This is a genomic window from Flavobacterium hankyongi, assembly GCF_036840915.1.
GTDB lineage: Bacteria > Bacteroidota > Bacteroidia > Flavobacteriales > Flavobacteriaceae > Flavobacterium > Flavobacterium hankyongi.
Genome location: NZ_CP085725.1, coordinates 1,251,370 through 1,263,487, shown reverse-complemented (window position 1 = coordinate 1,263,487; position 12,118 = coordinate 1,251,370). Strand labels below are relative to the sequence as shown.

Here is a 12,118-nt window from a genome sequence, read left to right as displayed (position 1 = left end):
TGGTTTTTTTGTCCTTTGCAACGTACAAGTGTAAAGACGTTAATGTTAAAATTATGTTATAATAAAAATTTTATGTAACACAATATTCGATATGACGTCTATTAATATAAATCATTAATCAAAAATCAATCATCATGAAAAAATCAATTGTTATTTTAGGTTTAGCTCTTGGAGCTTTTGCAACTCAATCTTTTGCATCAAATGTTAGTGTTTCTCACGAAAAAACAATTTTTGCTAGTGTTAATTCGCCATTGTGCGCAGCAATCATTAAAGGAGATTTAGAAGCAGTTAAGAAATTTGTTGAGTATGGAGTTGACGTAAACGAAACTTCTAATGGAATGACTCCACTAATGTTTGCAGCACGTTTTAATAGAGTAGATATTATTGAAGTCTTATTAAAAAACGGAGCTGACAAAAAAACTAAAGATGAAAAAGGTTACACAGCACTAAAATATGCTGAACAATCTAAAGCAAATGATGCTATTCAAGCTCTAAAGTAAATTTAATTAAATAAAAAAAGTCCCTATCATGGGACTTTTTTTATTTATAAAGGAATTTTTTATTTCTTTTCTAGATTAGCTTTCAAATTGTCTAGACCAGCTTGTAATTGTTTCCCTATCATATTCCCCATAATGAATTTTATGCCATTCATAGGATAAGGCATTTCTCCCTTAAAACCCCATTTTACTTTAGTTTGTGCTGGAGAAAGAGATTCAGTTGTGAAATATGCATAATCAGTCGAAACCATCGGACGCTTAAAACGTAATTCCATATCGATGCGTTCACCAGGTGTAATTTTTTTAATTTCTTGCTCACCTTCTCCTACATCATCATTTCCGTTCCAACTGTAAATAAATCCTACTTCTCCATCAGTTCCCGTAAAGTTTCTTTTAGAATTAGGATCTTTCATATTCCAAACACTAAAATGATCTTGGTTTTTCATCATTTTTATATAATTAAAAACACTGTCTTTAGGTTGATTAATCATCACTTCTCTTTCAACCGCATAATCTTTTGATATTACTAATCCTGCTATTAATAAAATTCCGATAAGAGCAAGCAAAACAAAAATAATTTTTTTTAGAATTCTCATAGTTCATAGTTTTAGTTAATGTTAGTTACTTTGATTTCTTAAAAGCAGATTCGTAAGTTTCAATCCAATCTTGAGTACTCATTTTAGTCATCAATTCCCCAATTAATTCAAACGGAACGTCTTCAGGTTTTTTAAATCGTACACAACTTTTCCCTATGTCCAACTTTTTCTTAGAATATTTTGGATATTCAGATGTAAACCAATTTAAAAGTTCTGGATTTGCATAAATCCCCATATGATAAAAAGCGATGAAATTTTTTTGAGAAGCAAGTCCTGCAAAAGGTAATGGATCTTTAGGGTTGCAATGATAACCATTTGGATAAATTGAATGAGGAACCGAATATCCTATCATGCCATATCTCATGCCTTCTTGAAATCCTTTAGGTAAACTTTCTATTATTGTGTTACGTAGTTTAGTAAAAGCAGCTTTTCTTTCTTCTGGAATTTCGTTTAGATAATCAGTTACTGATGTCGCTTTTGATTGCATATAGTAGTATGTATAAAAGTAAAGTTATAAAAAAACCATTCGATTATGAATGGTTTTTTTAAAAGTACCCTCAGATTATTTAAAATATGAGAACGATTTGTTGTTTTCAATCTTTAATAATGTTTCATAAATTAATTTAATCACATTTTCTACATCTTCTTTATGAACCATTTCTACAGTGGTGTGCATATATCTTAATGGTAAAGAAATTAAAGCCGATGCAACTCCTCCATTACTATAAGCAAAAGCATCAGTGTCTGTTCCTGTTACTCTCGAAGTTGCATGACGTTGAAAAGGGATTTGCTTTTCATCTGCAGTGTCAGTAATCAGTTCACGTAATTTATTTTGTACTGCTGGTGCATAAGCAATAACCGGACCACGACCAATTTTTAAGTCTCCTTCAATTTTTTTATCAATCATTGGAGTAGTAGTATCGTGGCAAACATCTGTTACAATAGCAACATTAGGTTTTATAGTTTGAGTTATCATTTCCGCACCACGTAATCCAATTTCTTCTTGAACGGCATTTACAATATATAGTCCAAAAGGAAGTTTCTTCTTGTTCTCTTTCAATAAACGAGCTACTTCTGCAATCATAAAACCACCCATACGGTTGTCAATAGCACGACAAACAAATTTGTTTTCGTTTAAAATCATAAACTCATCTGGATAAGTAATAACACATCCTACATGAATATCTAATTTTTCAACTTCTTCTTTCGTCGTACATCCACAGTCTATAAAAATATTGTGCAAAGTTGCATTTTCTTCTTTACCACGACCACGTGTGTGAATTGCTGGCCAACCAAAAACTCCCTTAACAATTCCGTTTTTAGTATGTATGTTTACTCTTTTAGATGGAGCAATTTGATGGTCTGAACCTCCATTTCTAATAACATAGATTAAACCATCATCAGTAATATAATTTACATACCATGAAATTTCATCACTATGACCTTCAATTACTACTTTATAAGGAGCATCAGGATTAATAATTCCAACAGCAGTTCCATATGTATCTGTAATAAAGGTATCAACGTAGGGTTTTAAATAATCCATCCAAATTTTTTGTCCTTCATTTTCATAGCCTGTTGGTGATGCATTATTAAGATATTTTTCAAGAAAAGCCATAGAAGCTTTGTTTAGTACTGATTTTGATGACATAAAATATTTTTTTGCTAATTTAAGCATTTGGCATTACACTTGCTGAATAATTTATATTTTTGAACAAACAATCTATATAATGAAATCTATAAAACTAATTGTCGGTTTATTGCTATTTGGTCTCGCAACTAATGCCCAAATAAAAAAAGACACCACAGCAGTTACCCAAGCCGATTTAGATAATGATACAGTTACACACGTTAGTTATACTCTAGAAGAAATATATGTTTCCAACAGAGACTATTTTAAATCTGCTGAAGAAAGAAAGAAGTTTCTAATTCTACAAAGAAGAGTACACAAAACATATCCATATGCAAAAATAGCAGCAGATAGATTAGTGGCGCTTAACGAAGGGATGAAAGCATTAAAGTCTGAAAGAGATAAAAAGAAGTATTTTAAATTGGTCGAGAATTATCTAACCAATGAGTTTGAAGACCAATTAAAAAAGTTGAGTCGTAAAGATGGTCAAATATTGGTTAAGTTAATTCACCGTCAAACTGGAAGCACAACTTTTGATCTTATAAAAGAATTAAAAAGTGGCTGGAAAGCTTTTTGGTCTAACAACACTGCAAAATTATTTGATATCAATTTAAAAACACAATACGATCCTTATAACGTTTCAGAAGACTTTATTATAGAAGGAATATTGTTTAGAGGTTTCTCAGATGGTAAACTTCCTAAGCAAGGCTCAAAAGTTGAAATGAACTATTCCGAACTGGCCAAGCTATGGCGAGAACGAATAAAAGCAAGTAAGCAACAATAGATTATGACACCTTATATATATAAGGTGTTTTTTATTTCTGGCGTGTCCCTATGCTTTGCATTGGGGTCTGGCTTTTCGTTATATCTTTTATTTGTTGACTGAGGTGTCACACTGAGCTTGCCGAAGTGCTCTCGAAGTCAACAAATAAAAGGATGCTGCTTCACCCGAGGTCGAGCTGACCGAAGGTAATCCCTCACGCGAATAATACCTGACTGCCATTGGCAGTCCTCCTTTTAATTTCAAATCTCATGCGTACCATATATATAGTATACCTATATATAATAGTGTATAGGATAAGTATATATGTAGTATACATAATAAAGAATATACCTATTATATATTTATAGTGTAAAACGGATGTTTAAATTCCATTACTTTTCGACACTGTAATACTATCAAAAAAAACTTTTACATCTAACTTACTGTGGGTCAGAGTAAGTGTAAAAAAGATTAAAAAAAGTTTTATAAAAGGCTTGCGTAATTGAAAAAAGGTGGTACTTTTGCACCCGCAATCAACAACAAAACGGTTGTAAACAAGCAAAGTTCTTTATCATAGTGTTAAAAAATCTTTAAGTGATTGAGTTTAAAGCGAGAGCAAAAAAATTAAAAAAAATCACGAAAAAGATTTGGAGATAAGAAAATAAAGATGTTATCTTTGCACCCCGCAACGGAGAGGTTCTTAAGTATTATTGATTAGAAAAACGGATTGAAAATTTTCTCAAAAAAAAGTTTCAAGAAGTTTTGGTAAATAAGAAAAGAGTTTTTACCTTTGCACCCCGCAAACGAAGAGAAGTTCATTTGAAATATTGAGTAAATAATTTAAGATTTTAGTCTTGAAAAAAGATAAAAAATAAATCAAAAATTATTTGCGAGATTAGAAAAAGATTTCTACCTTTGCACCCGCAAAAACAACGAAAGAAGTTTAGCGAAAAACAAGAAGAAACGTTCATAGACATATTGGATTGACAGCCGCTTCGAGCAGAGATGTTTGAAGCACAAAAAAATAAGAGTAAGAGAAATCGAGAGATTTGAAAAACCTAGCATTCTTTGTCTACAAATCAAAAGCGCAAGCTTTTAAAAATTATACGATGAAGAGTTTGATCCTGGCTCAGGATGAACGCTAGCGGCAGGCTTAACACATGCAAGTCGAGGGGTAGAGGAAGCTTGCTTCCTTGAGACCGGCGCACGGGTGCGTAACGCGTATGCAATCTACCTTGTACAGGGGGATAGCCCAGAGAAATTTGGATTAATACCCCATAGTGTAATGAATAGGCATCTATTTATTACTAAAGTTCCAACGGTACAAGATGAGCATGCGTCCCATTAGCTAGTTGGTGTGGTAACGGCATACCAAGGCAACGATGGGTAGGGGTCCTGAGAGGGAGATCCCCCACACTGGTACTGAGACACGGACCAGACTCCTACGGGAGGCAGCAGTGAGGAATATTGGTCAATGGGCGCAAGCCTGAACCAGCCATGCCGCGTGCAGGATGAAGCATCTATGGTGTGTAAACTGCTTTTGTACGGGAAGAAACAACTCTTCGTGAAGAGTCTTGACGGTACCGTAAGAATAAGGATCGGCTAACTCCGTGCCAGCAGCCGCGGTAATACGGAGGATCCAAGCGTTATCCGGAATCATTGGGTTTAAAGGGTCCGTAGGCGGTTTTATAAGTCAGTGGTGAAATCTGGTCGCTCAACGATCAAACGGCCATTGATACTGTAGAACTTGAATTACTTGGAAGTAACTAGAATATGTAGTGTAGCGGTGAAATGCTTAGAGATTACATGGAATACCAATTGCGAAGGCAGGTTACTACAAGTGGATTGACGCTGATGGACGAAAGCGTGGGGAGCGAACAGGATTAGATACCCTGGTAGTCCACGCCGTAAACGATGGATACTAGCTGTTCGGAGCAATCTGAGTGGCTAAGCGAAAGTGATAAGTATCCCACCTGGGGAGTACGAACGCAAGTTTGAAACTCAAAGGAATTGACGGGGGCCCGCACAAGCGGAGGAGCATGTGGTTTAATTCGATGATACGCGAGGAACCTTACCAAGGCTTAAATGGGAAACGACAGGTTTGGAAACAGACTTTTCTTCGGACGTTTTTCAAGGTGCTGCATGGTTGTCGTCAGCTCGTGCCGTGAGGTGTCAGGTTAAGTCCTATAACGAGCGCAACCCCTGTTGTTAGTTGCCAGCGAGTCATGTCGGGAACTCTAGCAAGACTGCCAGTGCAAACTGTGAGGAAGGTGGGGATGACGTCAAATCATCACGGCCCTTACGCCTTGGGCTACACACGTGCTACAATGGACGGTACAGAGAGCAGCCACTACGCAAGTAGGAGCGAATCTACAAAACCGTTCTCAGTTCGGATCGGAGTCTGCAACTCGACTCCGTGAAGCTGGATTCGCTAGTAATCGCAGATCAGCCATGCTGCGGTGAATACGTTCCCGGGCCTTGTACACACCGCCCGTCAAGCCATGGAAGCTGGGGGTACCTGAAGTCGGTGACCGCAAGGAGCTGCCTAGGGTAAAACTGGTAACTAGGGCTAAGTCGTAACAAGGTAGCCGTACCGGAAGGTGCGGCTGGAACACCTCCTTTCTAGAGACTATAAAAAGAAGTTAGGAAAAAGTTCTTAAGATTTTTTTTACTCTTGCTGTTAATTCAAATAATACAATAATTAAAAAACAGAGTCTCGTAGCTCAGCTGGTTAGAGTACTACACTGATAATGTAGGGGTCCCCAGTTCGAGTCTGGGCGGGACTACTAAGTTTTTTTGATTAAAAAAGGAAATTTTAGAGGTTGAGTAACCGTTTGAAGTACTGTTAACTGAAAACTGTTAACTGACGACTAAATATACGGGGGATTAGCTCAGCTGGCTAGAGCGCCTGCCTTGCACGCAGGAGGTCATCGGTTCGACTCCGATATTCTCCACTGGTTCCAAAAGGAACAACCGTTCATTGACATATTGAGATAAAAAAACATTTAAAAAGTAGAAAGAACACAGTTTTTATACAGTAATGTATAAAAACGAAAAGTACAATAAGCAAAATAAGGGCGTATGGGGGATGCCTAGGCTCTCAGAGGCGAAGAAGGACGTGATAAGCTGCGAAAAGCTACGGGGATTGGCACACACGAATTGATCCGTAGATATCCGAATGGGGCAACCCACTATATTGAAGATATAGTACCCGATAGGGGGCAAACCCGCTGAACTGAAACATCTAAGTAGGCGGAGGAGAAGAAAACAAAAGTGATTCCGTAAGTAGTGGCGAGCGAACGCGGATTAGCCCAAACCAATGTTGTTACGGCAATGTTGGGGTTGTAGGACCACGATATTTCTTGCGGATTGAATTAGAATTACCTGGAAAGGTAAACCACAGAGGGTGATAGTCCCGTATAAGTAAGAAAAGATAAGAATAGTGGTATCCTGAGTAGGGCGGGGCACGTGAAACCCTGTCTGAATCTGGCGGGACCATCCGCTAAGGCTAAATACTCCTGAGAGACCGATAGTGAACCAGTACTGTGAAGGAAAGGTGAAAAGAACCGTGAATAACGGAGTGAAATAGATCCTGAAACCATACGCTTACAAGCGGTCGGAGCCCTTTCGTGGGGTGACGGCGTGCCTTTTGCATAATGAGCCTACGAGTTAACGTTGCTGGCAAGGTTAAGTGATTAAGTCACGGATCCGTAGCGAAAGCGAGTCTGAATAGGGCGCTTTAGTCAGTAGTGTTAGACGCGAAACCGTGTGATCTACCCATGGGCAGGATGAAGCTGTGGTAACACATAGTGGAGGTCCGAACCGGTTGACGTTGAAAAGTCTTCGGATGACCTGTGGGTAGGGGTGAAAGGCCAATCAAACTCGGAAATAGCTCGTACTCCCCGAAATGCATTTAGGTGCAGCGTTAGTTATAAAGTTATATAGAGGTAGAGCTACTGATTGGATGCGGGGGCTTCACCGCCTACCAATTCCTGACAAACTCCGAATGCTATATAATGTTCACTAACAGTGAGGGCTTGGGTGCTAAGGTCCAAGTCCGAGAGGGAAAGAACCCAGACCATCAGCTAAGGTCCCCAAATGTATGCTAAGTTGAAAGAACGCGGTTTGTCTGCATCGACAGCTAGGATGTTGGCTTGGAAGCAGCCATTCATTTAAAGAGTGCGTAACAGCTCACTAGTCGAGCGGACGAGCATGGATAATAATCGGGCATAAGTATACTACCGAAGCTATGGATTTGTATTATATACAAGTGGTAGGGGAGCATTCTAACAGGGTTGAAGGTGTATCGTAAGGTATGCTGGACTGGTTAGAAAAGAAAATGTAGGCATAAGTAACGATAATGCGGGCGAGAAACCCGCACACCGAAAAACTAAGGTTTCCGCAGCTATGCTAATCAGCTGCGGGTTAGTCGGGTCCTAAGGCGCACCCGAAAGGGGAAGTCGATGGCCAACGGGTTAATATTCCCGTACTTCTTATAATTGTGATGGGGTGACGGAGTGATGAAAGCACCGCGAACTGACGGAATAGTTCGTTAAAGCACTTAGCTATAGGTTCTCTAGGCAAATCCGGAGAATTTGGTGAAATGCGATAGTACTCGGCGTCTTCGGACAAAGGGATAGTGTGCCTAAGGGCTTCCAAGAAAAACCTCTAAACTTAGATTATAAGAACCCGTACCGTAAACCGACACAGGTAGTTGAGGAGAGAATCCTAAGGTGCTCGAGAGATTCATGGCTAAGGAATTAGGCAAAATAGACCTGTAACTTCGGGAGAAAGGTCGCCAGCGCAAGCTGGCCGCAGTGAAAAGGTCCAGGCGACTGTTTATCAAAAACACAGGGCTCTGCAAAATCGTAAGATGAAGTATAGGGCCTGACACCTGCCCGGTGCTGGAAGGTTAAGAGGAGATGTTATCTTCGGAGAAGCATTGAATTGAAGCCCCAGTAAACGGCGGCCGTAACTATAACGGTCCTAAGGTAGCGAAATTCCTTGTCGGGTAAGTTCCGACCTGCACGAATGGTGTAACGATCTGGACACTGTCTCAGCCATGAGCTCGGTGAAATTGTAGTAACGGTGAAGATGCCGTTTACCCGCAGTGGGACGAAAAGACCCTGTGCACCTTTACTATAGCTTAGTATTGGTCTTGGATAAGTGATGTGTAGGATAGGTGGGAGACTGTGAAATGGCGTCGCCAGGCGTTGTGGAGTCATTGTTGAAATACCACCCTTTGCTTATCTGAGGTCTAACCCCATATTGTGGGGGACATTGCTTGGTGGGTAGTTTGACTGGGGTGGTCGCCTCCAAAAGAGTAACGGAGGCTTCTAAAGGTTCCCTCAGCACGCTTGGTAACCGTGCGTAGAGTGCAATGGCATAAGGGAGCTTGACTGAGAGACATACAGGTCGATCAGGTACGAAAGTAGAGCATAGTGATCCGGTGGTTCCGCATGGAAGGGCCATCGCTCAAAGGATAAAAGGTACGCCGGGGATAACAGGCTGATCTCCCCCAAGAGCTCATATCGACGGGGGGGTTTGGCACCTCGATGTCGGCTCGTCACATCCTGGGGCTGGAGAAGGTCCCAAGGGTTGGGCTGTTCGCCCATTAAAGTGGCACGCGAGCTGGGTTCAGAACGTCGTGAGACAGTTCGGTCTCTATCTACTGTGGGCGTTAGAAATTTGAGTGGATCTGATTCTAGTACGAGAGGACCGAATTGGACTGACCTCTAGTGTATCTGTTGTCTCGCCAGGGGCATCGCAGAGTAGCTACGTCGGGAAGGGATAAGCGCTGAAAGCATATAAGCGCGAAACCCACCACAAGATGAGATTTCTTTTAAGGGTCGTGGAAGATGACCACGTTGATAGGCTATAGATGTAAAGGCAGTAATGTCATAGTCGAGTAGTACTAATAACCCGTAAGCTTATGTACGTGCATGCGCCCCGCAAGGGGCGCGGCAAACTTTCTCCCTTCGAGTATACCTCAGGGATCAATGATTTTTATCTCAGTATGTTAAGATATTGTGTAATGTTGGTCTGGTTTTAACCAAATCACCCTTGCAAAACGACCTTAAGGTGGTTATTGCGGCGGGGCTCACCTCTTCCCATCTCGAACAGAGAAGTTAAGCCCGCCTGCGCAGATGGTACTGCAATCCTGTGGGAGAGTATGTCGCTGCCTTTCTTTAGAAAACCCTTCATCATTCGATGAGGGGTTTTTTGTTTTATAATCTTGTAAGAATTACTTGTAGGTGAACTAAAGTTAACGTACCTGGCTGCCACTGGCAATCCTCCTTTTAAGATCAAATTTTTCTTTAGAGAATCTTCATCAGTAATGATGGGGATTTTTATATATTGGTTTTGTAATAAAATAGAAATATGTACAGATTATAAGAAAAGAATCCCTATTCATGCTTTAAATGTTTGATACAGATAGATTGAAAAGGTATAGAGTATACAGAAAAAAATCCTGTAAGTGAAGTTTTATTTAAAGTTTTTGTTGATTTCTATCAATTTTTTTGCAGAATGTTCTTGTAATTCTTTAAAAAAAGTGAAGAATTCTTCTTCAAAATAGATATAGAACTCTTGTAATTCGACTATTGCTTCCTGCATATTTACTCTATTTTTTGTACGATGATCCATTTGGAACAATATCATTTCCAGTCCCGAAATTGTCGCATAACTTTTTAGCCAATTGCGAGCTATCATATAAGGCATCATATTCTTAGTTTTATCAGTAAGAATACTATAATTCTGTTTTAATGATTGATAAAAATTATTGGCATAATCATCTAAATCTTCATTAGAATAATTGTTCCAGTTTTTTGCTAAAAAATGGTCATAAACAATATCCATTATAACACCAGAATAATGCCCATATTTTTCATGTAATCTATGTTTACTTTTTCTGTAAGTTATATTAGCATCAGTAAAAGTGTCAATTGCTCTATGTAGTAGTACTCCTTTTTGTATTTCAATAGGAAAGTTTTTGTATTGTTGACCACGAATTCCATCAGCCATAAAATTGCCAATTTTTATTAATTCGTTGTCACCAGATAAATATATGTGAGCAAGAAAATTCATCTTTTAGTTGTAATTATCTCAAATATACAAACTTTAAGGATTATTCAATCAGTTAAAAAAACTGTTTGATGTGATAGTTATGAACTCAGTAACTTTTATATTTGTATATTAACTTTTGAAAATATTTTAATGACTTTAATAAAATCTATATCAGGTATTCGTGGCACAATCGGTGGAAAGGTTGGAGATAATTTAACACCAGTAGATGCAGTAAAATTTGCTTCGGCTTATGGGACATTTTTAAAGAATACATTGGAGAAAGAAAAATTGGTTGTAGTTATTGGTAGAGATGCTAGAATCTCAGGACCAATGATTCATAATTTGGTAACAAACACTTTGATAGGCTTAGGTATTGATGTTATTGATTTAGGTTTATCTACTACTCCTACAGTTGAAGTTGCGGTACCTCTAGAAAAAGCAGATGGAGGTATAATCTTGACAGCTTCCCATAATCCCAAACAATGGAATGCTCTGAAATTGTTAAATGCTAAAGGTGAATTTTTAAGTGGAGCAGATGGAGCAAAGATTCTTGAAATTGCTGAAGCAGGAGTTTTTGATTTTGTTGATGTCGATAATTTAGGATTAATTACAGAAAATGCTGCTTACATGGATATTCATATCGATGAAGTACTGGAGTTGCCTTTAGTTGATACTGACATTGTTTCTAAAAAGAAATTTAAAGTAGTTGTTGATGGAGTTAATTCTTCTGGAGGAATAATTATTCCAAAGTTATTGGAACAAATGGGGGTGGAAGTTGTAAAACTTTATTGTGAACCTAATGGTCATTTTCCTCATAATCCCGAGCCTTTAAAAGAACACTTAGGGGATATTTGTAAACTTGTTGTTGAAGAGAGAGCTGATTTTGGAATTGTTGTAGATCCTGATGTAGATCGTTTGGCTTTTATATCTAATGATGGCGAAATGTTTGGAGAGGAATATACTTTAGTAGCTGTTGCTGATTATGTTTTAAGTAAAACACCCGGAAATACAGTTTCTAATATGTCTTCATCTCGAGCTTTACGTGATATTACCGAGAAACACAATGGAAGCTATCAGGCAAGTGCAGTAGGTGAGGTGAACGTTGTGGAATTAATGAAGAAAACGAATGCGATTATTGGTGGTGAAGGAAATGGCGGAATCATTTATCCAGAGTTGCATTATGGAAGAGATAGTTTGGTTGGAGTTGCATTGTTTTTAACATACTTAGCCGGTCAAGAGAAAACAGTTGCTGAGTTACGTGCGAGTTATCCACAATATTATATGAGTAAAAATAAAATTGAATTAACTCCTCAAATTGATGTTGATTCAGTTTTAGAAACAATGACTAAGAAATATAGTTCAGAAAATATTTCGACGATAGATGGCGTAAAAATAGATTTACCTACAGAATGGGTTCATTTGCGTAAATCAAATACTGAGCCTATAATTCGTATTTATACAGAAGCTCCTACACAAAAGGAAGCGGATGTTTTAGCTGAACGATTTGTTAATGAATTAAAAGATATAGCTGGAATTTAATAAAAAAAGCCCTTAAAATTTTTAAGGG

Annotated in this window: 7 protein-coding genes, 2 tRNA genes and 3 rRNA genes; 8 read left to right on the top strand and 4 right to left on the bottom strand. The window is 38.4% G+C overall.

The features are described 5' to 3' along the window. The first annotated feature begins 134 nt into the window (after nucleotides 1–134). Nucleotides 135–500: an ankyrin repeat domain-containing protein gene (locus tag LJY17_RS05820; RefSeq protein WP_264542900.1), complete on the top strand. Its 366-nt coding sequence runs from the start codon at nucleotides 135–137 to the stop codon at nucleotides 498–500. A 59-nt stretch (nucleotides 501–559) separates the two neighbouring features. Here the strand turns inward: LJY17_RS05820 and LJY17_RS05815 are convergent, their stop codons facing one another. The 3 genes from LJY17_RS05815 to LJY17_RS05805 form a co-directional block, all read right to left on the bottom strand. Continuing rightward, entirely contained in the window at nucleotides 560–1,093 is a 534-nt protein-coding gene (locus LJY17_RS05815) for an SRPBCC family protein (RefSeq protein WP_264542899.1), read from the bottom strand. A 25-nt stretch (nucleotides 1,094–1,118) separates the two neighbouring features. After that, on the bottom strand, nucleotides 1,119–1,580 hold the full coding sequence (locus tag LJY17_RS05810) for a DUF1801 domain-containing protein (RefSeq protein WP_264542898.1): 462 nt from the start codon (nucleotides 1,578–1,580) through the stop codon (nucleotides 1,119–1,121). Nucleotides 1,581–1,655: 75 nt separating this feature from the next. Next, nucleotides 1,656–2,744, bottom strand: coding sequence for a M42 family metallopeptidase (locus LJY17_RS05805; protein ID WP_264542897.1), 1,089 nt, complete (start codon nucleotides 2,742–2,744; stop codon nucleotides 1,656–1,658). A gap of 79 nt (nucleotides 2,745–2,823) precedes the next feature. Here LJY17_RS05805 and LJY17_RS05800 point away from each other — a divergent pair, with 79 nt between their 5' ends. The 6 genes from LJY17_RS05800 (at nucleotide 2,824) to rrf (ending at nucleotide 9,673) form a co-directional block, all read left to right on the top strand. Then, nucleotides 2,824–3,507, top strand: coding sequence for a DUF4294 domain-containing protein (locus LJY17_RS05800; protein WP_264542896.1), 684 nt, complete (start codon nucleotides 2,824–2,826; stop codon nucleotides 3,505–3,507). A gap of 1,085 nt (nucleotides 3,508–4,592) precedes the next feature. Then, nucleotides 4,593–6,108: ribosomal RNA gene (locus LJY17_RS05795) — 16S ribosomal RNA — on the top strand. A 90-nt stretch (nucleotides 6,109–6,198) separates the two neighbouring features. Continuing rightward, a tRNA-Ile gene (locus tag LJY17_RS05790) sits at nucleotides 6,199–6,272 on the top strand. A gap of 94 nt (nucleotides 6,273–6,366) precedes the next feature. Beyond that, nucleotides 6,367–6,440, top strand: a tRNA-Ala gene (locus LJY17_RS05785). 106 nt (nucleotides 6,441–6,546) lie between these two features. Continuing rightward, nucleotides 6,547–9,424: ribosomal RNA gene (locus LJY17_RS05780) — 23S ribosomal RNA — on the top strand. Between the two features lie 139 nt (nucleotides 9,425–9,563). Next, nucleotides 9,564–9,673 (top strand): 5S ribosomal RNA (gene rrf, locus LJY17_RS05775). The 16S, 23S and 5S rRNA genes sit together here with 2 tRNA genes alongside, the layout of an rRNA operon. A 299-nt stretch (nucleotides 9,674–9,972) precedes the next feature. On the opposite strand, the gene LJY17_RS05770 is transcribed toward rrf, so the two are convergent. Next, the gene (locus tag LJY17_RS05770) at nucleotides 9,973–10,572 is read right to left on the bottom strand and encodes an ACP phosphodiesterase (protein WP_264542895.1); all 600 of its coding nucleotides are present in this window, start codon (nucleotides 10,570–10,572) and stop codon (nucleotides 9,973–9,975) included. Nucleotides 10,573–10,701: 129 nt separating this feature from the next. Between LJY17_RS05770 and glmM the strand changes: the two genes are divergently transcribed. Then, entirely contained in the window at nucleotides 10,702–12,090 is a 1,389-nt protein-coding gene (gene glmM, locus LJY17_RS05765; protein WP_264542894.1) for a phosphoglucosamine mutase, read from the top strand. Nucleotides 12,091–12,118 lie beyond the last annotated feature (28 nt).

What these genes read in the sequence shown, in the direction of transcription:
- LJY17_RS05820 (WP_264542900.1), top strand. Translation starts at nt 135, where the DNA reads ATGAAAAAATCAATTGTTATTTTAGGTTTAGCTCTTGGAGCTTTTGCA.
- LJY17_RS05815 (WP_264542899.1), bottom strand. Translation starts at nt 1,093, where the DNA reads ATGAGAATTCTAAAAAAAATTATTTTTGTTTTGCTTGCTCTTATCGGA.
- LJY17_RS05810 (WP_264542898.1), bottom strand. Translation starts at nt 1,580, where the DNA reads ATGCAATCAAAAGCGACATCAGTAACTGATTATCTAAACGAAATTCCA.
- LJY17_RS05805 (WP_264542897.1), bottom strand. Translation starts at nt 2,744, where the DNA reads ATGTCATCAAAATCAGTACTAAACAAAGCTTCTATGGCTTTTCTTGAA.
- LJY17_RS05800 (WP_264542896.1), top strand. Translation starts at nt 2,824, where the DNA reads ATGAAATCTATAAAACTAATTGTCGGTTTATTGCTATTTGGTCTCGCA.
- LJY17_RS05770 (WP_264542895.1), bottom strand. Translation starts at nt 10,572, where the DNA reads ATGAATTTTCTTGCTCACATATATTTATCTGGTGACAACGAATTAATA.
- glmM (WP_264542894.1), top strand. Translation starts at nt 10,702, where the DNA reads ATGACTTTAATAAAATCTATATCAGGTATTCGTGGCACAATCGGTGGA.